This window comes from Roseovarius roseus (assembly GCF_043355935.2).
Taxonomy (GTDB): domain Bacteria; phylum Pseudomonadota; class Alphaproteobacteria; order Rhodobacterales; family Rhodobacteraceae; genus Roseovarius; species Roseovarius roseus.
Genome location: NZ_JBHFPE020000012.1, coordinates 80210 through 103540 on the forward strand (window position 1 = coordinate 80210; position 23331 = coordinate 103540).

Here is a 23331-nt window from a genome sequence, read left to right on the forward strand (position 1 = left end):
GTTACAGCTTGAGGTTCGGGATGATCTGTTTCTTGCGGCTCATCACGCCGGGCAGGACCACGGTGTCGCCCTCGACCGTGGCGTCGAATGATCTCTCGGCCAGGCCCTTGACCAAGTCGTTGGGCACCAGCAGCGTGGCTTCCTCGTTCAGGATATCGACGACGAAAAGCAGGACCTGATCGACACCATCCTCGGCGGCGACGGTTTCCATCGAGGCCATCAGGCTGTCTTTCCGGTCAAGCACCACTTTCGGTGCGGTCGTCTCGAGAACCGAGACGCGGAATTTCTTGTTCGGCAGCTCGAATTCCTTGCTGTCCATGCGCAGGAGTTCGGCGTCGGAGAAGGCCGAGACATCGGATTTTGCAGCGAACATCTGAGCGGCGTAATCACCGATATCGACGTTCAGATCCTTGGCCAGCTCATGGGCGATGGCCTCGTCCTCCTGAGTGGTGGTCGGGCTGCGGAATTCCAGCGTGTCGCTGAGGATGCAGGACAGCATCGCGCCCTTCACGCCCTCGGGCATCTGGGCCATGTCCTTGCCGATTATTTTCCACATGAGGGTGGCGGTGCAGGCCAACGGCTCGATCCGGATCTCCAGCGGGCCGCGCGTTTCCAGCCCGCCGACGAGGCGGTGGTGGTCGATGATGCTGCGGATATCGGCGCTGTTGATGGATTTGGGCAGTTCGGCCGGGTTGTTCGTGTCGACGATGACAACGGGCTGATCGGCCTCGACATCCTCGATGATCTCGGGCGTGTCGAGGTTCCAGCGCTTCAGCATGAAGGCCGCCTCGGTGTTGGGCTGACCCAGCAGCACTGGCTTGGCGTCCTCGCCCTTGATCTCGTTCAGGTACCACGCCCAGATGATGGGCGATCCGGTGCTGTCGGTGTCGGGGGAGGTATGGCCGAAAACGAGGGTTGTCATGGGCTGCGGTCCTTGGGCTGAGCGTTGCATTTTACGCGCCTTATAAGCGCCGCATCCGGGCTTGTCACGGGGGCCATCGGCGGCCAAACATGTCGGATATGATCAAAGCCGCCGAAACCGACCTGTATCCGCCCGTCAAGGCGTGGCTGTGCGCACAGGGCTATGACGTCAAGGGTGAGGTCGGCGCGGCGGATGTCGTGGCACAAAAGGGCGCCGAGATGCTGATCGTGGAGCTCAAGCTGGGCTTTTCGTTGGTCCTCTTGCAACAGGCCGTGGCCCGGCAGGCGCTGTGCGATGCGGTCTACGTCGCGGTGCCGCGCTGGCGCGGCAAGGCGGGTTGGAAAGCGTTCAAGGGCAATATCGGCCTTTGCAAACGGCTGGGGATCGGAGTGCTTTCGGTGGAGGCGAGCGGCACCGTGCAGGCCCATTGCGCGCCGGGGCCGTTCCAGCCGCGCAAATCGCCCAGGAAACGCGATCGCCTGATGCGCGAATTCGCGGCGCGCGCGGGGGATCCGACGCATGGCGGCACGAACGGGCAGGTGATGACGTCCTACCGGCAGGATGCGCTGGCCTGCGCCGCGCATCTGGCCGGGGCGGGTCCCTGCAAGGGTTTCGTGGTGGCGCGCGCCACGGGTGTGGGCCGCGCGACGAACATCATGGCCGTCAACCATCGCGGCTGGTTTGTTCGGGTCGAGCGCGGCGTCTATGCCGTTACAGAAGCGGGCGCCGAGGCCGCGCGCAGCTACAGACCGGGCGCGCCCACCGCAGGGTAATTGCGCAGATAGCTGGTCATCTGCCACCGGATCAGAAAATCCGCGTCGATCTCGCGGTAGGCGACATTCGCCATCTGCGCCGCCGCCTTGATTCGCGTCTCGTAAGGGCCGGTGCGGCCGTCACGGTCGATCATCAGGATGACAGGCGCCTTCCCGGTCAGATGCGCGGCAAAGAGCGCCTGCTGCACGCTGTCCAGCGCGCCGCGCTTGTCGAGGGCAACCTCGATCACCTCGGCCTCGGTTTCGCAATCGACGCGGATGCGGTGCAGATCGTAGCCCGCCGAATAGCCGTGCTGCGTCTCGGCCTCGCCGCCCGCGATGAGCGTGCAGAATATGGCGGCAAATCCCAGCTCGTTCATGTCGTGCTCCCTTCGGGTTTGCAGCAGGATAGTGGGAGTCGCCCCGCTGCCGGAGCAAAGGTTAACAAAAGGTTAATGAAACGTTAACGCCATTGGCGCAAAGCGATCAGTGCCGTGGCCAGGCAGTCGTCCCCACATCTTCTGCATCATGACGGCGCCGTGAGGCAGCGTGATCTTTCGCATCATTCTGCCGTTGACAGATGGTCGCAGGCTGCCTAACTACCCATCGTTAGCACTCGCCTTGAGTGAGTGCTAACGGCTCGAACACGGGCCGTGAAAACGTAACTTTGAGCTAAGGAGCCTCAGAGATGGCATTTAAACCGCTGCATGACCGCGTCCTCGTTCGCCGCGTTGAAGGCGAAGAGAAAACCAAGGGCGGCCTGATCATTCCCGACAGCGCCAAGGAAAAGCCCAGCGAAGGCGAAATCGTCTCGGTTGGAGACGGCGCACGCAAGGACAATGGAGAGCTGATCGAAATGGCCGTCAAGGCCGGCGACCGCATCCTCTTCGGCAAGTGGTCCGGCACCGAGATCACGATCGACGGCGAAGAGCTGCTGATCATGAAGGAAAGCGACATCCTGGGCAAGATGGCCTGATGATCGCATGACGCGCCGCCCCGTTGGGGCAGGGCGCATCATCCCTTTCAATTCATTCAAAAGGAAATCGAGACATGGCTGCTAAAGACGTCAAATTCGATACCGAAGCCCGCAACAAGATGCTGCGCGGCGTGAACATCCTGGCCGACGCGGTCAAGGTGACCCTCGGCCCCAAAGGCCGCAACGTGGTTCTGGACAAGTCCTTCGGCGCACCGCGCATCACCAAGGACGGTGTTTCTGTCGCCAAAGAGATCGAGCTGGAAGACAAGTTCGAGAACATGGGCGCACAGATGGTCAAGGAAGTGGCCAGCCGCACCAATGACGAGGCCGGCGACGGCACGACCACCGCGACGGTTCTGGCCCAGGCCATCGTCAAGGAAGGCATGAAGTCGGTCGCAGCGGGCATGAACCCGATGGACCTCAAGCGTGGCATCGACCTGGCAACCGCCAAGGTCGTCGAAGCCATCCGCGCCGCTGCACGCGACGTGTCGGACAGCGCCGAAGTCGCGCAGGTCGGCACCATTTCCGCCAACGGCGAAAAGGAAATCGGCCAGCAGATCGCGGACGCGATGCAGAAGGTCGGCAACGAGGGTGTCATCACCGTCGAAGAGAACAAGGGCCTCGAGACCGAGACCGATGTCGTCGAGGGTATGCAGTTCGACCGTGGCTACCTCAGCCCCTATTTCGTGACCAACTCCGACAAGATGGTCGCGGATCTCGAAGACTGCATGATCCTGCTGCACGAGAAGAAGCTGTCGTCGCTTCAGCCGATGGTTCCGCTGCTCGAGCAGGTGATCCAAAGCCAAAAGCCCCTGCTGATCATTGCCGAAGACGTCGAAGGCGAAGCGCTGGCGACCCTCGTGGTCAACAAGCTGCGCGGCGGTCTGAAGATCGCAGCCGTCAAGGCGCCCGGATTTGGCGATCGCCGCAAGGCGATGCTGCAGGACATCGCGATCCTGACCGGCGGTCAGGTCATCAGCGAAGACCTGGGCATGAAGCTTGAGTCCGTCACGATGGACATGCTGGGCTCCGCCAAGAAGGTCACCATCACCAAGGACGAGACCACCATCGTTGACGGTGCAGGCGAGAAGGCCGAGATCGAGGCACGCGTTGCCCAGATCCGCAACCAGATCGAAGAGACCACCTCGGACTACGACAAGGAAAAGCTGCAGGAGCGTGTTGCCAAACTCGCAGGCGGCGTTGCCGTCATCCGCGTCGGCGGCATGACCGAAGTCGAAGTGAAAGAGCGCAAGGACCGCGTCGATGATGCGCTGAACGCGACCCGCGCGGCCGTTCAGGAAGGTATCGTCGTTGGCGGCGGTGTTGCCCTGATCCAGGCCGGCAAGGTTCTGGAAGGCATGACGGGCGAGAACAATGACCAGACGGTCGGCATCTCGATCGTGCGCAAGGCCCTCGAGGCACCGCTGCGCCAGATCGCCGAGAACGCAGGCGTCGACGGCTCGGTCGTCGCGGGCAAGATCCGCGAATCGAACGATCCGAAGTTCGGGTTCAACGCGCAGACCGAAGAATATGGTGACATGTTCAAGTTCGGTGTCATCGACCCGGCCAAGGTCGTGCGTCACGCCCTGCAGGACGCAGGCTCGATCGCTGGTCTGCTGATCACGACCGAAGCCATGGTTGCCGATCGTCCCCAGAAGGACGGCGGCGGTGCCGGTGGCGGCATGCCCGACATGGGCGGCATGGGCGGCATGATGTAAGATCTGCCTGTTTCGCTGCGCGAAATGGACTGACGGCATCACGCCTTCGTATAGATGAGAGGGGCCGCCCAAAAGGCGGCCCTTTTTTTGTTTTGGCTGGGGCACCAAAAGAGTTTTCATGCCTCCGGCGGGGATATTTTTCGCAAGAAGAAAGACTGGCCTGGCTCGGCAAGCGTGGTAGAGGCTGCACCATGATATTGAGATTTCCGGAATTCAGCCGTGATTTGCGGCGCGGCGACGAGGCGGCAGTGGATGATCTGCTGCTGCGTGCGGTGGGTGCTGCAGATACATCGCAAATGATCGCGGCGCTGCGCGCGGCGGGCGATATCGCGGGGGAGGTGGTGCTGCCCTTTCAGGTAGGCATCGTCGGCTATTACGCGCTGGCCCGGTTGCGCGCGCCGGCGGGCTGCCTTTTCGTTGCCGCGGTTGCGATAGATTCCGAATGGCAGGGCGCCGGGCATGGGCGGCGCATGATGGGCGTTCTGTCAGAATGGGCGCGGCTGAGCGGGCAGAGCGTGATTGCAAACGGGCCAGTGGCATTTTTTGAACGGGCCGGGTTTGCGGCTATCCAAGGCCCCGCCGGGCCGTTGGCAGTGGCCGGTCCGGTGCCGCCAGAGCTGGCGCAGGGCGTGATCTATCCGCCAGCGGCAGGGCGGCAGCCGTGAGGCTATTGCTGATGGTGGCGTTGGCGATGACTGCCTTTGCCGCCAATTCCGTTCTGAATCGCACCGCGCTTACCGGTGGCGACACCGATCCGATTGCCTTCGGCGTGCTGCGGCTGACAGCGGGTGCGGCGGTGCTGGTGCCGCTGGTATGGCTGCGCGGCGGGCGCTTGGCGCTTTGGGGCGGGCGGCGCCTGGTCGGGGTGGCAGCGCTGCTGATCTACGTGTTCGGCTTTTCATTGGCCTATCTGCGGCTCGATGCGGGGCTGGGCGCGCTGATCCTCTTTGGCTTTGTCCAGATCACCATGTTCGGCGGCGCGCTCGTGCTGCGAGAGCCTGTGCCGCTGCAGCGCTGGGCGGGGGCCGCAATGGCCTTTGGTGGGCTGATCTGGCTGCTCTGGCCCGGTGCGGCGGCCAATGTGCCGCTTGCGGCCGGGCTTTCAATGGCGGCGGCGGGGGTGGCCTGGGGCGTCTATTCGCTGGCCGGGCGCGGGGGCGGTGATCCGCTGGCCGCGACAGCGGCTCAGTTTTTGCTGGCGTCGGGCGTGGTCCTCGTGGTGGGGGTGGCCTTAGCGCTATGGCCCCAATCGGACGCCCTGCGGATGACAGTGGAAGGCGCGGCCCTGGCCGTGGTATCGGGCGCCGTGACCTCGGGGCTGGGCTATGCGCTGTGGTACAGGGTGCTGCCGCGCCTTGAGGCGAGCAGCGCGGGCGCCGCGCAACTCAGTGTGCCGATCATCGCGATGATCGGCGGCGCGGCCGTATTGGGGGAGCCGCTGACGCGCGATTTTGCCGTTGCGGCGTGCCTTGTGCTGGGGGGAGTGGCCCTGTCCTTGCGCCGTTAGGGGGCGTGGCGGATGGCTGTCACCTCAAGCTCGATCATGCCACTGGGCCGCGGCCACTCGACGACATCGCCCACCTCGGCCTCAAGCAGCGCGCGCGCCAAAGGCGAGGGCGCGGCAATGAGGCCCGCGGCGGGATCGGCCTCATCCTCGCCCACGATGGTATAGCTGATGGCGCGCCCCTCTTCGTCCAGCACATCGACCGTGGCGCCGAATTGGACGCGCGGATAACCGCCTTCGGGCGGGGTCACCAGCATGGCAGAGGCAAGGCGCGCCTCGACGTAGCGCAGATCGCGCTCGGCCACGGCGAGGGGGTAGAGCGTTTCGGGATCGTCCTTGGCGGCGCGCAGGCGGTCGATCTCGGCCTCCAGCGCCTCGGCCCGCGCGCGGAGCTGCGCCAGCCCGGCGGGCGTGACGTGATTGGGGTGGGAGGAGATGGGCAGATCGTCCAGCCGCTGGGGCGCGGTGCTACCATCGTCTTCCTTGGTAAAAGCCTTGTTCATCTGGGCATCAGCCTATGATCGTTTCCAGGGGATCATAGCCGATGGCATCCGAAAAGGCGACATCCGGCAGGCTATCCGGCTTGAGCCGGATCGACGGTAGTTCGCCCTTGGTGAACCAGCGGCGGCGCGTGACGACGCCTTCGGGATCGCACCAGTCGTCGCTCAGGGCTCCGCTGGCGAGGGTGCAGCGAAAGAAAAGCTCGACCTGGTGAAAGCCGCGGCGATCGCAGTGAAACTCGTTCACGAGACAGGGCGTGCCGACATGGATGCGCAGCCCCGTCTCCTCATATACTTCGCGGGCAAGGTTGTCGGGCAGGCTGGAATGCATTTCGGCTCCGCCGCCGGGGGCACACCAAAGATCACTGGCGGCGCCGGGATAGGCGTTGACCAGCAGCAGTCGATCCTCGTGGATCAGGACGGCACGGGCGGCAAGGCGGATGGGCATGGGCGGGCTTTCACCGATGGTGGCCCGCATCGGGCCTTTTCGTGGGGCCAGTTTGCGCATATCTGCTCGGGGATGAAAACACCGCGCATCATGTTGGCGCTTGCGCTGATCCTGACCGGGCTGCCATTGGCGGCGCGGGCGGATTGTGCTGTGCTGCTGCATGGGCTGGCGCGCAGCGACGCGTCCTTTCTGGTGATGGAGGAGGCGCTGGAACTGTCGGGGATGACCGTCGTGCGCCCGTCCTACCCCTCGACCGAGGCGCGGATATCCACCCTTGCAGATGAGGTTCTGCCCCAGGCGGTCGCCGCCTGCGGAGAGCAGACCGTGCATTTCGTGACCCATTCGATGGGCGGCATTCTCTTGCGGGCATGGCTGCCGGGGCATCGGCCGGCCAAACTGGGCCGTGTGGTGATGATGGCTCCGCCCAATCATGGCAGCGAGGTCGTGGACGAGTTGGGCGGGCTGGAACTCTTCGAATGGCTGAACGGTCCGGCGGGCATGCAGCTGGATACCGGCCCGGGCACCTTTACCGACAGCCTGCCGCCCGTCGATTTCGAGCTGGGGGTGATTGCGGGCACGCGCTCGCTCAACCCCTATTTCTCGCTGCTGCTTGAGGGCGCGGATGATGGCAAGGTCTCGGTCGCCTCGACGCGGGTCGACGGGATGGCCGACCATATCGTCCTGCCGGTGACGCATACCTTCATGATGAACAATCCGATGGTCATCGCGCAGGTCGAGACATTCCTTGCCACCGGCGCCTTCAACCATCAGATGACCCTTGGTGATCTTTTTGGCTGGGGGGACGAGTGACGCTGGAGTTGCGGTTTGAGGGGGCCGATGTGCTGCGCCCCGGCGGGCTGGACCGCGCGCCGCTGAGCATTGCGGGCGGCCTTGTCGCTGAAGGCGGTGGCCGTCCGGTGGACCTGAGCGGGTTCACCATCCTGCCGGGCATCGTCGACGCCCATGGCGACGGGTTCGAGCGGCACCTCGCCCCCCGGCGCGGCGCGATGAAGGATATCGGCACGGGCCTGATCGCGGCCGAGGCCGAACTGGCGGCAAATGGCATCACTACGGCCACCCTCGCGCAATTCTATAGCTGGGAGGGCGGGATGCGCGGGCCTGATTTCGCCCGCTCGGTTCTGGACGGGTTGGCGCGGATCCGCCGCGAGGTGGTGACCGATCTGCGCGCGCAGCTGCGCTTCGAAGTGTCGATGCTTGAGGATTACGATACCGTCGCCGCCCTCGTCGCCGCGCATCAGATCGGCCATGTCGTCTTCAATGATCACCTGCCGCATGACGCGCTGGAGGCAGGCAAGCGGCCCCCGCGACTGACGGGGCAGGCGCTGCGCATTGGCCGCAATCCCGAAAAGCATCTGGAGGCGATGCAGGCCCTTCACGCCGGGATGAACCGCGTGCCCGCCGCGCTGGAGCGGCTGACGGCGGACCTTGCACGCGCCGGCGTCCTGATGGGCAGCCATGATGATCGCAGTCAGGCGGGCCGCGACAAATGGCGTAGGCTGGGCGTGAAGATTGCCGAGTTTCCGGAAACGATCGAAGCCGCCGAGGCTGCCCGCGTGGGTGGCGATGCCATCGTGATGGGAGCGCCCAATGTGGTGCGGGGCGGTTCGCATAACGGCAATGCCAGCGCGCCCGACATGGCGGCGATGGGGCTGATCGACGCGCTTGCTTCGGACTATCACTACCCCTCGCTGCGGCGCGCGGCGTTTCTGCTGGCTGATGCCGGGATTCACGATCTGGCAGGCGCTTGGCACTTGGTATCCAAGGGGCCTGCGCAGGTTCTGGGCTTGACTGATCGGGGAGAGCTTGTCCCGGGTCAGCGCGCCGATCTGGTGATCCTCGAGCAAGCTTCGCGGCGCGTCGCGGGCACCATCGCGGGCGGGCAGATCAGCTATCTCACCGGCACCGCGGCCCAGCGGCTGATCGGCTGAGAGGCGCCGCCGAAGCCTATCGGCGAAACCTTGCAAAGCACGGATGCTGCCGTCTTTCGCGCTGCGCAATTGTTGCGTAGGGTGAAACAAAAGCAGCGAATGCAGCAGGCAGAGAGGCACGCCATGAGCAATCTCAAACTGAGGACGGCAGCACTGATTTTCCTGGTCGCGCCCAGCTATGCTGGCGCGGATTTGTCAAGCGATCTGCGCCCGCAGACCCGCCCCGAGGGGCTGGAACAGGCCGCCTTGCGCGTTGCCGCATCCGATGCAGGCTTTCGCCAATGGCTGAGTGGATTTCGCAGCCGCGCCATTGCGGCGGGCATCCGTAAGGCGACACTCGACGCGGCCTTTTCCGGCGCGCAGTATGACGCGGGCATCGTCCGGCTGGACCGTAACCAGTCGGAATTCTCCAAGCAGATTTGGGACTATCTCGACACCGCCGTCTCACCCGCGCGTATCGAGAGCGGGCGCAGCGCCATCTCGCGCCACAGCGCCGCCCTGCGCGAGATCGAGCAGCGCTACGGCGTCGAAAAAGAGGTCGTCGCGGCCATCTGGGGGCTTGAGAGCGCCTATGGCGCGGTGCGCGGGGACAAGCCGCTGATCGCGTCGCTGGCCACGCTCGCCTATGACGGCAGGCGCGGTGAATTCTTTGAAGATGAGCTTCTCGCCGCGCTGAAGATCCTGCAATCGGGCGACGTGGCGCCGACCGCGATGACCGGCAGCTGGGCGGGCGCAATGGGGCATACGCAGTTCATGCCCAGCTCTTACCTGGCCCACGCCGTCGATTTCACCGGCGACGGGCGGCGCGATATCTGGGCGGATGACCCGACAGATGCGCTTGCCTCGACTGCCGCCTATCTCAAGAGTTTTGGGTGGCGCCATGGCCAGCCCTGGGGCGTCGAAGTGCGCCTGCCGGACAGCTTCGATCCGGTCCGCGCCCGCCGCTCCCTGATGCTAAGTCCCGCCGCCTGGACCGCTGAGGGCATCCGCGATATCCAAGGCCGCGCGGTGCCGAACCATGGCCGCGCCTCGATCCTGCTGCCCGGCGGGGCAGGCGGCCCGGCCTTCATGATCTTCGACAATTTCGAAGTGCTCGAGCGCTACAACAAGGCCGATGCCTACGTCATCGGCGTCGGCCATCTGTCCGACCGGCTGCGGGGCGGCCCCGCGATCGAGGCGGCCTGGCCGCGCCAACACCTCGCGATCAGCGCCACCCAGCGCAAGGAACTTCAGCGCCACCTCCAGCGGCGAGGCTTTGGAGTGGAAAAGATTGACGGCATCATCGGGCCCAATACGATCGACGCCATCCGCGCCTTTCAGGCCTCGGCCGGGCTCAGCGCCGATGGCTTTCCGACCTATGATCTTCTGAAGGCGCTGGGCGGCTAAGGGCAGATTTGGGTATTTGACCCAAGAAAAAACCGACGCACGCCGCCCTTTATTCTCACTCCGTCCCGCGCGGCGGAAAATGTTGTCATCGAGGTCTATCCCACCCTTGCCGGATGCTCGGGCTGCGCCTTGGCGCGCCGCGCCTGCGCCCAGTTCATGCCCAGCAAAACGGCGATCAGCACCGTTCCTGCAACCTCGACCGTGATGTCGGGCCAGAACAGCGCCACCACACCCGGCACCAGCAGCAGCCGCATCCAGACGGGCATCCTATGCCACAGAAACCCTTCCAGCGCAGCTGCAAAGGCTGTCAGACCCAGTATGGCAATGGCTCCGCTCCAGAGCACGAGCGGCAGCGGGCCGCCGAGGATGATTTCCTCATTGAACACCATGAACAGGGGGACGAGATACAGGCCCTTGGCGTATTTCCATGCCTGAACGCTGGTCTCCATGGGTTTTGACCCCGCAATGGCCGCACCGGCAAAGCCGGCCAGCGCGACAGGCGGCGTCACGTTGCTGTCTTGTGAGTACCAGAAGACCACCAGATGTGCGATCAGGACCGGCACCCCGAACTGTTCGGTCAGGGCTGGGCCGACCAGGATGATAAGCACGATATAGGCAGCCGTTACCGGCAGCCCCATACCCAGGATCAGGCTTGCAATCAGGACAAGGATCAGGGCCAGCACGAGATTGCCGCCCGAAAAGGCGATCATCATGGCCGAAAATTTGAGGCCCAGCCCCGTCAGGCCGACGACGCCAACAATGATGCCGGCCACCGCGCAGGCCACCGAGACCGCGACCGCATTTCGCGCGCCCAGATCAAGGGCCGCAAGGGTGAGCGTGATGCCCCGGCGGCAAAGCTCAATGAGCCCCGCAAAGGTCGGACCTGAGGCCGCGAAGGTCCAGAGCGCCCGTGCCGCCGCGGCAGCGATGATCGACAAGATTGCGTAAAAACCGACCCGCATGGGCGAATAGCCGGCGACCAGCAACGCCACCAGCGCCACCAGTGGCAAAAGGAAATGCCAACCCTCTGCCATCACCTCGCGCACTTTTGGCAACTCTTCGGCGGTCAGGCCGGTCATGCCTTGTTTGACGGCTGCGATGTGGACCAGCAGGTAGACCGTGCCGAAATAGAGGACCGCAGGAAAGACCGAGACCAGCACGATATCGATATATGGCATGCGGGTGAATTCGCTCATCAGGAAGGCACCCGCGCCCATCAGCGGCGGCATAATCTGCCCCCCGGTCGAGGCCGCAGCCTCGATCCCGCCGGCTTGGGCCGGGCGGTAGCCCAGCTTTTTCATGAGCGGAATGGTGAAAGCGCCGGTCGTGACCACATTGGCAATAGCCGAGCCGGAAATCGAGCCCATGCCCGCGCTAGCGATGACAGCCGCCTTGGCAGGCCCGCCGCGCTGTTTGCCTGCGGCGGCATAGGCGAGATCAATAAAGAATTTGCCTGCGCCGGTGGCCTCCAGAAATGCGCCGAAGAGCACGAAGATAAAAACGAATGTTGCCGCCACGCCCAGCGGAATGCCGAATATGCCTTCGGCGCCCAGCGTCATCTGGCTGGCGACGCGATCCAGCGAATAGCCGCGATGATTGAGGATGCCGGGCATCCAGTCGGCCAGGAACGGCAATTCGCCGCGGTTGCCTGCAAAGGCGTAGGCGACAAAGAAGGCCCCGATAAGCGTCATTCCAAGCCCCACGGCGCGGCGCGCAGCCTCAAGCACGACGATAATGGTGACAACGCCGATCCAGACATCGATATCGCGAGGGAAAATCTGGTTGGCAATGATGTCGATATTGATCGGAACCCACGCGCCTGCCAGCGCGCCCAGCAGGATCAGGCTCCCGTCGATCACCCAGCCCAGCACGCCACGGGCCTTATGGGGGCCAAAGACCGGATAGATCAGGAAACATAGGACAAGCACGAAACCGAGGTGGATGGGCCGCTGGAAAAAGAGACCCAAAGGCTGCACGCCGGCCGCGTAAAGCTGAAACAGCGACAACGCGATCCCGATTACCGTGATGGCACGCAGGACGATCCGTGGCGGTTTGACTTCCAGCGGGTTGATTTCTGTCACTGCAGTCATTTGTCCGCATCTCCTGTCAGTGCGATCTGCACACGTTCACGTGGGGCGGCGGCCGAGAGTGATACGGCCCGGTTACCCACCTGTAGCCGGTGGTCGACATGGCCCAGTCCGGGGCGCAGGATATAGGCGTTTCCGGGCACCGGCTCATCAATGTTGAGGATGAAGTAGCCACCGGCACCGTCAGACACCTGCTCGCCTCGGCCGGGGATATGGCCCAATCCTGCGGCGAAATCTGGCAGATGCGATTGCACGAGGACCATCCGGCCATCGCGGTTCTCGTAGCAGTCCGACACTTCGAAACCTTCGACGGAGTGATGCCACAATACGCACCATCCCGTTCCCTCCGGCACATGAAGGCGCGCGATTTCGGTTCCGTCATCGGCCCGGGTGGCGACAAGGTCCTCGGCGGCTGCGGTGACCGGAAAAAAGAGGAGGGCAAGAAGCCCTCCTCGCATTGCGAGCATCATTCGCGCAGATCATCCGGGATCTCGGCGCCGACTTCCTCGTAATAGCGCAGCGCACCGGCGTGCAGCGGGATCGGCGTTGCGCCCATCGTGAACTCGATGGTGGTCTCGTTGGCTGCGGGATGCACGGCCCGAAGTTCTTCGATGTTCTCGAAAATCGCTTTGGTCAGCTCGTAGGCCAGATCGTCGGGCATCTCGGACGACACGGTCAGCACGTTGGGAATGCCAAGTACCGTAATGTCGTCGGACACGCCGGTATAGCTGTCGCCGGGCAGTGTCGTCATGGCGAACGTCTCGTCTGCGGCGCTGGCGGCGTCCAGTTCGTCCTGCGTCAAAGCGATGATGACGATGTCCTGCGTGGTGGCAAGGTTCAGGATCGAAGAGGTGGGCGCGCCCACGGACCAGAAGCCCGCGTCGATGTCGCCATTGGCGAGCGCGTCTGCCGTCTCGTTGAAGTTCAGGCGCTGTTCGTCGATGTCGTCATAGGTGATACCGTTCGCCTCGAGAATGGCGGCGGTGTTGACTTCGGTGCCCGATCCGGGCGCGCCGATCGACACGCGCTTGCCGCGCAGATCCTCAAGCGTGGTGATGCCGCTGCTTTTCAGCGCCACGATGTGCACCATGTTGGCGTAGAGTGACGCCAGCCCGCGCACCATGTCCAGTTGCTGGCCCTCGAACTTGCCGGTGCCGGTATAGGCCTGCGCGACAGTGTCGGCCAGGGCGATGGCAAGGTCAGCGTCGCCGGTGGCGATGAGCCCCATGTTCTCGACGGATGCGCCTGTGACCTCTGCCGTGGCGGAACGCCCTTCGACATGGTTGTTGATGATCTCCGCAAGGCCGCCGCCGACGGGATAGTAGGTGCCGCCGGTTCCGCCCGTGGCGATCGAAAGCTGCTCTTGCGCCACCGCGGGTGCGCCAAAGCTCATGGCGACAAGCGCCGCCGTTCCAATCAAGCCGAGCGGCCCGCGAATTGCATGGTTGTTCATGTTGTCCTCCCAGTTCAGGCATTTTGCCCATGATGTCCCGCGTCTTTTCGCGGGTCTTGCACAGACTACAGAGTTGTCAAAGAAATGGGACCGCTTTCAATAGAAAAGACAGAAATTTCGTCGCGATGCCGTTCAGAATTGCTCGCGGAGCCAGCGTTGACGCCACGCCGAAGACCTTGAGATAGGCTGCTGCCTCAAAACGAAAAAGACATTTTTGATGAGATTCCGGCCGCAGGCACTGGGGCTAACCGGCCGCACAGCGGCAGGGGTCAGTCGTTGTCGCTCAGGCCCGCGCCTGCGCCGGAGATCCGGCTTTGCTCGGTATCGGGCGCGTAGGTGCGCGCGGCGAGGGCGGCGAGGCGGGCGGCAGGCGCTTCGGCCAGGTCATAGCGCAACTGGCATTCCGGCATAGGCAGCGCGTCATTCGTGCCATGTGCGACCTGCACATCGCCCAGCGGCATCATCGGCGCAGTAATGGCGCCCCGGACCTCGGCGGCGAAGGAAAACTCGCCGCCCTCCCAGATCATGCGCTCGGCCTGCTCGCCATCCTCGGCGGCGGCGCGCACGAAGGGCAAGAGCAGCAGGGGATAGGCGCAGGCAGTGATGCAAATGTCGCGGCTGGGCGCGTCGTTCTGGGCCAGATCGCACAGGGCCGCGCCGGCCGAGATGGGGCAGATCACGCCGCCCGCGGCTGTCCATGTGTTCAGGTCCGTATCAATGGGCCGCATCTGCGCATGAGGCGTGCGGTCATGGGCCTCCAGGAAGTGGGCAAGCGCCTCGGGGCCGGGCAGGCCGATCCCGGCCAGCCACCGCACCGCCTTGCCCGCTTCCTCGGCCATGCCCCAGCTGAAGCCCGAGCCGCGCGCGGCCTTGCGCGCAAGGCCCTCGATCTCGCTCAGCGACCAGCTCATGACGCCTCCAGTGCCGGATATGTCCAGTCATCGGCGTCACCCGTGGCAAGCTCTTCGGGGTAGGGCGCGTTCTGGAACATCGTGATACGCACCCAGCGATCCGAGCGTGGATCGAAATGGCAGGCACCGAAAAAGCTGAGTTTGGCGCGCAGCATGTCGATGGGCAGGAGAGACGCGCCGATCGTGTTGCCGCGGATCTCGGCATAGGGCAGGCGCGCGGCGATCTGTGCGCGGCGCACGATATGGCGATGCTCAGGGTGGGCGAGAGTGAAGGCAGCGACGGTATCGCCCTCGAATACCTCCAGATCGGCCATAAGGCGGGCGGCGTCGCGGCCCGGGCAAAGGGGCTGCTCGTAGGGCTCGACCGGCTCGAGGCGGCGCTCGCCCAGGCGCGGCTCCAGCTTGGCCTCCGAGACATACCAAACGCGGGCCTGCGCCTCGGGCGCGTCCCAGTCGATTTCGAGCGCCCAGCCATAGATGTCACGCATGATGATGGCGAGGCGCTCGCAAGGCATGCCGCCCCAGATGCGCCAATGGCGATCCTCGTCGCAGGCCATCTCGTCGGCCAGATCGTCGACCATCTCGGGGTATGGCTCGAGCATGAGAGACACGACCTGCTCCTGCCCTTCGAGCGTCAGGGTGTCCTCAGCCCAGTGCCAGAGTGCGTCCCAGGGGCGCATGCCCTGCAGCGCGGTTGGCGTCAGGTGCGCCTTGAGGCGGTCCAGATCGCTGCGCAGGTCGGCCAGCTTGGCGATTTGTGCGGGATGCTCGCTATGCCATGCCTTGGCATGCAGGATCGCGCGGTCGACCATCTGGCGGAATTTCTTGGCATGACGCGGCGTGGCATATGGCAGGGATCGAACGCGCGACAGGGCAGTTTCGCGCGCCGCGATCCAGCTATGCAGCAGGGCGGGGTGGTTGAGCAGGTAGGGCGCCATGCCGAGGCCGGTAGAATTGCCGATGCCAAAGCGGCGGCGCAGGGCGGGGTCCATCGGCACGGCCCTCTTTGGTGCGCGCTGGCAGGCCATATCCTCGACCAGGTCCATGACGAAGGCGCGGGTCAGGTAAACCGACAGCATCTCGATCTGATAAGGCGCCTGAAATTCCGGGCGGCCCGAGGTCGCAGCGCGATCCGCCGCGCCGAACTTGCCCGAGCCATAGACGGCGGTGGTGCGCATCAGGTAGCCCACGTCGTCGATCATTGCGGGGTCCGGCTGGCGGCCCGCAGACAGCGCATCCACGACGTGATCCCACAGACGCACTGAGCGGTTGGCACGGCTCAGCGACAGCTCGCTTTCTGTGATGCGGCCTGCCTCCTGCAAGGGCACGTTTGCGCGCAGGCGCGCCAGCTCGTCGTCATTGGGGATGCCGTCAAAAAGGGCAAAGGTCGCGTCCCATTCGGTGGCGATCACCCGGTCCGACCGCTTGGCCGGGTCAAGGTCATTGGCAAAGGCGACGAGGCTGTAGCTGCGTAGCGGTCCGTGAGCGGTATAGACGGCGGTGCCGGTGCCGCGCGCATTGATGTCGAAGACCCGTCGCTCGATCCGCCAGTTCTCGGATTTGAGGCGGCGCAGCAGGATGCGCATGAACGAGAGGCGGCTTTGATGGAAGGAGCCCAATCGTTCCAGTCGCATCACCTGATCCGGCTGGCGCAAGGCGGCGATGGCGGCGGTCATGTCGATCTGCATGGGGGGACTCCTCCTCTCAAATAAATTGGGCGGCCCCTTTGGGCCGCCCAATGCTATCATATCAATCCGTGCCGCGCCCCTTCGCAAGGGTGATGCGGAAAGCGTCCCAGAGCGACGGGAGCAGGATCAGCGAGACCGGCACTGCGGTGACGACAATGAAGCTTTGCAGCTTGCCGATGCCGCCCGAGCCGGTCCAGATCAGGATGAGGGCCATGATGCCCATCGTCACGCCCCAGAAGACACGCACGCTAGTCGAGCTGCGGTCCTCATCCGACATGGCGACCGAGATGACATAGGTCATCGAGTCGCCCGTTGTTGCGACGAAGATCGTCGTCAGGATCAGGAACAGCAGCGACACCAAAAAGCCGAGCGGCATCTGCTGGGTGATCGCCAGAAGCGCGGCGGGCAGGTTGAAGCCTTCGAAGGCGGTCGAGACCGAGCCGGGATTGTTCAGCTCGAACGCGATGCCCGAGCCACCGACGATCGAGAACCAGAAGGTGGTCACGACGGGGGCGACAATCGACAGCATGATGATGATCGAGCGGATCGAGCGGCCGCGGCTGACGCGCGCGATGAACATCGCCATCAGCGGGCCATAACCCATGAACCAGCCCCAGAAGAACACGGTCCACCAGCCCAGCCAGCCCGGATCGCCGAACACCTCGGCCTCACCGCGATAGAGTGCCATGCCGAAGAAATCGGTGATGTATGTCGAGAAGCCCTGCGCGAAACTGGAGAAGATGAAGGTCGTCGGGCCGGCGATCAGCATATAGGCCAGAAGAACGGCCGCGAGGATCACGTTGATCCGGCTGAGGATCTGGATCCCCTTGGACAGACCCGTAATGGCCGAGATCGTGTAGAGCGTGACCAGCCCGCCGATCACGACCGCCTGCGTGGTGAAGGTGTCAGGGATGCCGAAAAGCGCGTTGAGGCCATAGCTGACCTGCAGACCCAGAAAGCCCACCGGACCAACGGTGCCCGCGACCACGGCGATGATGCAGGCCGCATCCGCGATCCAGCCGATCGGGCCGCTGATGGCCGCATCCCCGAAAACCGGATAGAGCAGCGTGCGGGGCGCCATCGGCAGGCCCTTTTCGTAGTGGTAGTGCATCAGCATGATGCTGCTGAGCGCGCCCAGAATGGCCCAAGCAAGAAAGCCCCAATGCATGAAGCTTTGAGCCATGGCGGGGCCGACCGCATCTGCGGTGCCCGACTCGGCGCCGAAATAGGGCGGCGACGAGAGGAAATGCGCCATCGGCTCGCCCGCGGCCCAGAAGACGCCGCCCCCGGCCAGAAGCGTACACATGATCATCGCGCCCCACTGGAATGCGGGAAATTCCGGCACACTCATGTTGCCCATGATCGCGCGCCCGCCGGGCATCACCACCAGAACGAGGCCGATGAGGAACGTGGCCAGAAGCAGGATCTGCCAGTAGAGGCCGAAATACTTCGCCGAGAAGGCGAAGCTGGCATCGACGATGGCGGACAGAAGCTCCAGATTGACCAACGCGATGATGCAGAAGAGGGCAATGAACCCCCCGGTGATCGCGAATAGGGGTACGTTGATATGCGCGCGGGACCCGCGCTCGGCGTTCGTATCGCTCATGTTACACCCTCCCTGAGTGTTATGTAGTCGTGTCGCCGGATTGTCCCGGCAGTTCTAATTGCCCGCGGATTCGGCCTTGAAAGCGCGGGGGATGAAGTTTTCCTCGAAGAAACGCAACCAATTGCCGCCCATGAGGCCCGCAATCTCGGCTTGGTCAAAGCCGACTTGCTTGAGGCCTTTCTCGAAATTGCCAAAATCGCGGTTGTCCTTGAACCAGTCCGGCTGCGGCGGGAAGCCGGGGGCGGCAGCGCTGCCCTCGCCGTAATCGATCTCTTTGGTCCAGCGGCCCGTGCGCATCCACTCGACGATGCTGTCGGGCTGATCCTGGCAAAGATCAGTGCCGATGCCGAAATGCTGAGGCCCGAATTGCTCCGCCGCGCGGGCGATCATTTCGCAGAAATCCTGCAATGTGCAGTCCGACTTGCCCTTGAGGTGATGCGGATAGGCCGAGAATCCCATCATGCCGCCATTTTGAGTGACGGCGCGGATGACGTCATCGCGTTTGTTGCGCAGGGCAGGCTGCCATGAGTGGAGGTTGGCATGAGTTATGACGATGGGGCGTTCGCTGATATCGGCGGCCTCGATGGTAGAGCGGTCTGCCGAATGGCTCATGTCGACAACGAGCCCCACGCGGTTCATCTCCTTGATGACGGCGCGGCCCATGCGCGTGATGCCGGGATCCTCGGCCTCGTAGCAGCCCGTCGCCAGAAGCGACTGATTGTTGTAGCTTAGTTGCATGAAGCGCGCGCCCAGATCGTGCAGCACCTCGACCAGGCCGATATCGTCCTCGATGGGGCTGGGGTTCTGGAAGCCGAAGAAGATGGCCGTGCGGCCGGTCTCGTGCGCTGTGCGCACATCGCCCGCCCACCGGCCCTTCATGATGAGATCGGGGTATTGCTCGAACCAGCGGTTCCAGCGCTCGATGTTCAGAACCGTCTCGCGGAACGTCTCGTGATAGGCGATGGTCACATGCGCCGCGTCGAGGCCACCTGCGCGCATCTGGCGGAAGATCTTATCCGACCAGTTGGCGTATTGCAGGCCGTCGATGCGGGGAGTGAAGCTGGTCATGCATCGGCTCCGGGTGCGCGGTCTGCGACGGCGGATTTGAGTATTTTTACCAAGATGAAGACTGGGTTGCTTTTACGGGTCATGATGGGGTGCCCGACGCGATGTAGGCGGTTTTTACGATGGTGTAGAACTCGCGCGCGGTCTGGCCTTGCTCGCGCGGGCCGTAGGAGCTGTCGCCGCGTCCGCCGAACGGGACGTGGTAATCGGTGCCGGCCGTCGGCAGGTTGACCGTGACGACGCCCGTTCGAGCGTTGCGGCGGAAATGCGTGGCGCGAGCGAGCGAGGTGGTGACGATGCCGGAGGTGAGGCCGAAATTCGTGTCATTTACGACCTTGAGGCCTTCCTCATAGCTGGCGACCTTGATGACGCAGGCGAGGGGGGCGAACATTTCCTCGCGGTTGATCTGCATATCATTGGTGGTGCCGGTGAAGATGCCGGGTGACATGAAGTAGCCTTCTGTCTCCATGCTCAGCCTCTCGCCGCCGCAGGCGAGGGTGGCGCCCTCGGCGCGGCCTTTTTCGACCCAGGCCAGGTTTTCGGTCAGTTGCTCTTCGCTGACCACCGGCCCGATCTGGGTGCCATCTGCCAGCGCCGGGCCGACCTTCATCGCCTTGGCGCCTGCCACGAGCTTTTGGGTGAAGGCGTCATGCACGGCCTCCATGACCACGAGGCGGGAGGAGGCGGTGCATTTTTGGCCCGTGCCGCCGAAGGCACCGCCAAGGGCGAGCGTTACTGCAAGGTCGAGATCGGCATCGTCGCAGATCAGAAGCGCGTTTTTCGAACCCATTTCCATCTGCACGCGGGTGAAGTTCTGAACGGCGGCGGCGGCGATCCCGCGGCCCACAGGGACAGAGCCGGTAAAGGAAATCGCATCGACCTTCGGGCTTTCCACCAGGCGTTGACCCACGTCGCGGCCTGCGCCCATGACGAGGTTGAATAGGCCCTTGGGGATATCCTGGCGCGATATGATCTCGGTCAGCGCGTGAGCCGAGGCGGGGGTCACGTTGGCGGGCTTCCAGATCACCGCGTTGCCATAGGCGAGGGCGGGCGCGATCTTCCAGCTGGCGGTCGCGGTGGGAAAGTTCCAGGGGCTGATGATGGCGACCGTGCCCACAGGCTCGCGGCGCACGTCGATCTCGACGCCGGGGCGCACGCTATCGGCGGTCTCGCCCAGCTGGCGCAGGATTTCGGCGGCGTAGTAGGTGAAGAATTGGCCGGCGCGGTAGACCTCGCCCTTGCCTTCGGCAAACGGCTTGCCCTCTTCTCGGCTGAGCAGCGTGCCCAGCTCTTCGGCGCGGTCCATCATCTCGGTTCCGATGGCGTTCAGCACGGCCTGTTTGCGCTCAAGGCCATAGCCGGCCCATTCAACTTGCGCGGTTTTTGCTGCATCCAGCGCGCGGTCCAGCTGCTCGGCGCTGGCCTGGGCATAGGTGCCGATGACGTCCGAGAGGTGCGAAGGGTTGATATTGTCGATCTGGCCCGGGCCGGTAACCCATTCGCCGGCGATGTAGTTTTTGCGAATGTCAGTCATGGTGACGATCCCCTTGGCCTTGGCGCGCTGCGGGCGCGCCATTGTTTCGGTGACGGCAGGACCAGTTCGCTGCTGCAACAGGTCTTGCCGTTTAAAGCCGGGAGTGTCAGTCAAGAGCGTACTTCAGGGCAATCGCAAAATAGTTAACGTAATTTCAGAATAGCTGAATTTCAGGGCGGGTCAGCCGGGCGCAGGCTGAATATTCGCGTCGCGGATCACGCGGGCGAGGGCCTGTACGGCAGGACTGACCTCAGCATCGGGAGGCATGACAACCCATACCTCGCGGCACGCGGCGGTGCCTGCAAGGGGCAGGAAGGCGAGATCCTGAAACTCGGGCGGGACGGCAAGTCGCGGCAGGATCGTGACGCCTGCACCGGCGCGGACCATGCTGAGAATCGACGCGGTGTTGCGCACCATCAGGCGCGATGCGGTCAGGACCGGCTGGAAATCCGCATCGGTGATCTGCGCGCAGAGCCCGTTGGCGATGAAGTCGATTCCGGCGAGGTCAGCCCATGCCAGCCGGTCCCACCTTGCGGCCAGCGGATGCTGGACAGGGCAGACCACGCCGAACGCGTCCGAAAACAGCAGATCGCGGCGAAAGCCGGGCAGGGGTGGCAGTGAGCCGATGCCGATATCGGCGCGCGCCTCGATCAGGTCGCGCTGAACCGTACCGCTGTCGGTGTCGCGCATGTCGATCCGCACGCCGGGCCGGGCGGCCATGAAATCGCGCAGGATGGGCGGCATGACCGTCTGCGCGACCGAGGGTGTGCAGGACAGGCGCACATTGCCGGCCTTGGCGTGGGACAAGGCCTCGATTGCCTCGATGGTGCGCGCATAATGCACCAGCTCGCGCGCGGCCTCGGCGCGGATCAACTCGCCCAAGGGCGTGAGGCGCGATTTGCGGGCGCTCTCGAAAAGGGGCGCGCCGATATGGTCTTCGAACTGGCGCAGCATCATCGAGATGGCCGAGGGCGTGCGCCCCAGCGCATCGGCAGCGCCCGTCAGGCTGCCGTGATCCGCCACCGCCTGAAAACAGCGCAGCATTTCGATCTTGATCGCCATATGCCCCCAGGATGCCTCGCTGCCGCTTTGGCATGATCCTAGCGCAGCGCGGCGCTGCGCCGCAATTGACTAAGGGGCTTTCATGGTGCAATGGAAGGACAGCACCGCCGAGGAGACGCCAATGCCCGCACGTATCTATCGCCCCGCCCGCACCGCCATGTCGTCCGGCACCGCCAAGACGCGCAAATGGGTGCTGGAATATGTCGCGGACACGGCGCGCGAGGTTGATCCGCTGATGGGCTGGACATCCTCCAACGATACGCAGGCGCAGGTGCGGCTGACCTTCCCGACCAAGGACGCGGCGCTGGAATATGCGCAGGAGCATGGCATCGACGTGGTCGTGCAGGATCCCCACGCGCGCAAGCCCAACATCCGCCAAGGTGGCTATGGCGAGAATTTTGCGACCAACCGCAAGGCGGTCTGGACCCACTGAGCCCGCTGTAAATCGGGGCAAGGTTGTCTCGGAATCGGGGTAAGGATCCCGCGACGATGCTTGCCAGTCTGTTTATTGTGGCTGTGGCGCTTTGCACTCCATGAACTACGCCGCCCTTTTCGAAAAATCACTATCATTTTGATCGGAAGGACGGCCGGTTTGGTCACGCCAATCGTTTCAAACTCTGCTGGAGCCTGTCTCTGATGACCATCACCCATCTCGTCACCCATTCAGGCGGTTTTCATGCTGACGAGCTGTTGTCGTCGGTCATTCTGACGCGGCTGTTTCCCGAAGCCGAGTTGATCCGCAGCCGGGACAAGGCATGGGTCAGGCCCGCCGAGGGCCGGATCATCTATGATGTCGGGCGCGAGTTCGACGCAACTGTACGGATTTTCGATCATCATCAGCGCCCAAATCCGCTCCGCGATGATGGCCAGCCCTACAGCTCATTCGGGTTGATCTGGGCGCATTACGGTCGTGACTATCTGCGCACGATGGATGTACCCGAAAAAGATGTGCGCGGGATTCACGCCGCGTTTGATCATGGTTTCGTACTGCCGGTTGATTTGCTTGATAACGGCGCAGTAGACGCGGCCGAGGCCGGACCGCTGTTCGCCAGGCTGACCTTGCCAGTGCTGCTGGAAAGCCTGAAGCCGGTCTTTGACGACCGCGAAGAGGGCGCTGATGACCGCGCCTTCATGGCTGCACTGCCGGTGGCGCGCGCTCTTGTCGAGGCACAGATCAAACGCAAAGCCGCCAAGTGCCGCGCCGAGGCGATGGTGATGGCCGCGATTGAGGCCGCAGGCGAGGGGCGTGTGCTGGAACTGACCATGGGAATGCCTTTTCGCGCGGGTGTGGAAAAGGCCGGCGCCGATCATCTGCTCTTCGTCATCCATCCGCGCGGCACCGATTGGGCGCTGACCACGATCCGCGTGGGCGAAGACACGTTCGACAATCGCGCCGACCTTCCTGCCGCTTGGGCCGGGTTGACCGACGTTGAGCTCGAAGTTGCTTGCGGCGTGGACGGTGCGAAGTTTTGCCACAACGGTCGGTTCATCGCGGTGGCCGCTTCGCGCGAAGCGGTCCTCAGAATGGCGGATATCGCGGTGGCTGAGGCTGTGGTCGTTTAATTCTGCCGTGGACCGACGCGTTGTTCAGTATCGGTCTCAGGAGCAATGCCAACATTGAATGCAATGCAACACGAGACTTCGTAGTCTAGGCCCGAATTGGGCAGGGCGGGCGGAACGCGGACCTTCGCTGCGCGGGCAAAATGAACCCACGCAAATAAACCTCAAGACCGGACATTCACGGCATACAGTTCCGGACCAGCAGACATC

At 63.8% G+C, this 23331-nt stretch carries 23 protein-coding genes; 10 read left to right on the plus strand and 13 right to left on the minus strand.

The genetic code is table 11. The features are described from left to right. Position 1: 1 nt before the first annotated feature. Positions 2-922 carry a manganese-dependent inorganic pyrophosphatase gene (locus ACEWPL_RS15470; protein ID WP_393930369.1) on the minus strand — a complete coding sequence of 307 codons (921 nt, stop codon included), beginning with the start codon at positions 920-922 and terminating at the stop codon, positions 2-4. A gap of 98 nt (positions 923-1020) precedes the next feature. On the opposite strand from ACEWPL_RS15470, the gene ACEWPL_RS15475 reads away from it, so the two are divergent. Continuing rightward, positions 1021-1695, plus strand: a complete 675-nt coding sequence (locus ACEWPL_RS15475) for a DUF2161 domain-containing phosphodiesterase (protein ID WP_393930514.1) — start codon at positions 1021-1023, stop codon at positions 1693-1695. Here ACEWPL_RS15475 and ACEWPL_RS15480 read toward each other — a convergent pair. Beyond that, on the minus strand, positions 1665-2054 hold the full coding sequence (locus ACEWPL_RS15480; RefSeq protein ID WP_393930367.1) for a hypothetical protein: 390 nt from the start codon (positions 2052-2054) through the stop codon (positions 1665-1667). The genes ACEWPL_RS15475 and ACEWPL_RS15480 overlap by 31 nt on opposite strands. A gap of 308 nt (positions 2055-2362) precedes the next feature. Here ACEWPL_RS15480 and ACEWPL_RS15485 point away from each other — a divergent pair, with 308 nt between their 5' ends. The 4 genes from ACEWPL_RS15485 (at position 2363) to ACEWPL_RS15500 (ending at position 5875) form a co-directional block, all read left to right on the plus strand. After that, positions 2363-2650, plus strand: coding sequence for a co-chaperone GroES (locus ACEWPL_RS15485; protein ID WP_076534294.1), 288 nt, complete (start codon positions 2363-2365; stop codon positions 2648-2650). Between the two features lie 74 nt (positions 2651-2724). Next, complete coding sequence (gene groL, locus ACEWPL_RS15490; RefSeq protein WP_393930364.1) at positions 2725-4368, plus strand: chaperonin GroEL; 1644 nt, start codon at positions 2725-2727, stop codon at positions 4366-4368. A 191-nt stretch (positions 4369-4559) separates the two neighbouring features. Next, on the plus strand, positions 4560-5033 hold the full coding sequence (locus ACEWPL_RS15495; protein ID WP_393930362.1) for a GNAT family N-acetyltransferase: 474 nt from the start codon (positions 4560-4562) through the stop codon (positions 5031-5033). Then, a complete protein-coding gene (locus ACEWPL_RS15500; RefSeq protein ID WP_393930360.1) occupies positions 5030-5875 on the plus strand; it encodes a DMT family transporter in 846 nt (281 codons plus the stop codon). Before ACEWPL_RS15495 ends, ACEWPL_RS15500 begins: the two co-directional genes overlap by 4 nt. Here ACEWPL_RS15500 and ACEWPL_RS15505 read toward each other — a convergent pair. Together ACEWPL_RS15505 and ACEWPL_RS15510 are read right to left on the minus strand one after the other, a co-directional pair. Further along, complete coding sequence (locus ACEWPL_RS15505) at positions 5872-6375, minus strand: GreA/GreB family elongation factor (RefSeq protein ID WP_393930358.1); 504 nt, start codon at positions 6373-6375, stop codon at positions 5872-5874. The two genes, ACEWPL_RS15500 and ACEWPL_RS15505, sit on opposite strands and share 4 nt — an antisense overlap. Positions 6376-6382: 7 nt before the next feature. Further along, positions 6383-6850: an NUDIX domain-containing protein gene (locus ACEWPL_RS15510; protein ID WP_393930355.1), complete on the minus strand. Its 468-nt coding sequence runs from the start codon at positions 6848-6850 to the stop codon at positions 6383-6385. Positions 6851-6892: 42 nt separating this feature from the next. Here ACEWPL_RS15510 and ACEWPL_RS15515 point away from each other — a divergent pair, with 42 nt between their 5' ends. The 3 genes from ACEWPL_RS15515 (at position 6893) to ACEWPL_RS15525 (ending at position 10155) form a co-directional block, all read left to right on the plus strand. Beyond that, positions 6893-7630, plus strand: a complete 738-nt coding sequence (locus ACEWPL_RS15515; protein ID WP_393930353.1) for an esterase/lipase family protein — start codon at positions 6893-6895, stop codon at positions 7628-7630. Then, complete coding sequence (locus ACEWPL_RS15520; RefSeq protein ID WP_393930351.1) at positions 7627-8769, plus strand: alpha-D-ribose 1-methylphosphonate 5-triphosphate diphosphatase; 1143 nt, start codon at positions 7627-7629, stop codon at positions 8767-8769. The genes ACEWPL_RS15515 and ACEWPL_RS15520 overlap by 4 nt, the downstream gene beginning before the upstream one ends. Before the next feature lie 123 nt (positions 8770-8892). Further along, positions 8893-10155, plus strand: coding sequence for a lytic murein transglycosylase (locus ACEWPL_RS15525; protein ID WP_393930349.1), 1263 nt, complete (start codon positions 8893-8895; stop codon positions 10153-10155). A gap of 95 nt (positions 10156-10250) precedes the next feature. Here the strand turns inward: ACEWPL_RS15525 and ACEWPL_RS15530 are convergent, their stop codons facing one another. The 9 genes from ACEWPL_RS15530 to ACEWPL_RS15570 all read right to left on the minus strand — a co-directional run bounded on the left by ACEWPL_RS15530 (position 10251) and on the right by ACEWPL_RS15570 (position 21561). Continuing rightward, positions 10251-12245, minus strand: coding sequence for a TRAP transporter permease (locus ACEWPL_RS15530; protein ID WP_393930347.1), 1995 nt, complete (start codon positions 12243-12245; stop codon positions 10251-10253). Next, positions 12242-12712, minus strand: a complete 471-nt coding sequence (locus tag ACEWPL_RS15535; RefSeq protein WP_393930345.1) for a DUF1850 domain-containing protein — start codon at positions 12710-12712, stop codon at positions 12242-12244. Before ACEWPL_RS15535 ends, ACEWPL_RS15530 begins: the two co-directional genes overlap by 4 nt. Next, positions 12709-13695: a TAXI family TRAP transporter solute-binding subunit gene (locus ACEWPL_RS15540; protein ID WP_393930343.1), complete on the minus strand. Its 987-nt coding sequence runs from the start codon at positions 13693-13695 to the stop codon at positions 12709-12711. The genes ACEWPL_RS15535 and ACEWPL_RS15540 overlap by 4 nt, the downstream gene beginning before the upstream one ends. Before the next feature lie 269 nt (positions 13696-13964). After that, positions 13965-14606, minus strand: a complete 642-nt coding sequence (locus tag ACEWPL_RS15545; protein WP_393930341.1) for a DUF3726 domain-containing protein — start codon at positions 14604-14606, stop codon at positions 13965-13967. Continuing rightward, positions 14603-16294, minus strand: a complete 1692-nt coding sequence (locus ACEWPL_RS15550; RefSeq protein ID WP_393930339.1) for a hypothetical protein — start codon at positions 16292-16294, stop codon at positions 14603-14605. The genes ACEWPL_RS15545 and ACEWPL_RS15550 overlap by 4 nt, the downstream gene beginning before the upstream one ends. Positions 16295-16355: 61 nt before the next feature. Beyond that, positions 16356-17900 carry a BCCT family transporter gene (locus ACEWPL_RS15555; protein ID WP_393930337.1) on the minus strand — a complete coding sequence of 515 codons (1545 nt, stop codon included), beginning with the start codon at positions 17898-17900 and terminating at the stop codon, positions 16356-16358. Positions 17901-17954: 54 nt separating this feature from the next. Further along, entirely contained in the window at positions 17955-18968 is a 1014-nt protein-coding gene (locus ACEWPL_RS15560) for a membrane dipeptidase (RefSeq protein WP_393930335.1), read from the minus strand. Between the two features lie 79 nt (positions 18969-19047). Beyond that, the gene (locus ACEWPL_RS15565) at positions 19048-20499 is read right to left on the minus strand and encodes an aldehyde dehydrogenase family protein (protein ID WP_393930333.1); all 1452 of its coding nucleotides are present in this window, start codon (positions 20497-20499) and stop codon (positions 19048-19050) included. Between the two features lie 180 nt (positions 20500-20679). After that, on the minus strand, positions 20680-21561 hold the full coding sequence (locus ACEWPL_RS15570; protein WP_393930331.1) for a LysR family transcriptional regulator: 882 nt from the start codon (positions 21559-21561) through the stop codon (positions 20680-20682). Positions 21562-21682: 121 nt separating this feature from the next. Here ACEWPL_RS15570 and ACEWPL_RS15575 point away from each other — a divergent pair, with 121 nt between their 5' ends. Both ACEWPL_RS15575 and ACEWPL_RS15580 read left to right on the plus strand, forming a co-directional pair. Further along, the gene (locus ACEWPL_RS15575) at positions 21683-21994 is read left to right on the plus strand and encodes an ETC complex I subunit (RefSeq protein ID WP_393930512.1); all 312 of its coding nucleotides are present in this window, start codon (positions 21683-21685) and stop codon (positions 21992-21994) included. Positions 21995-22197: 203 nt separating this feature from the next. Next, on the plus strand, positions 22198-23124 hold the full coding sequence (locus ACEWPL_RS15580) for an MYG1 family protein (protein ID WP_393930328.1): 927 nt from the start codon (positions 22198-22200) through the stop codon (positions 23122-23124). Positions 23125-23331: the final 207 nt, after the last annotated feature.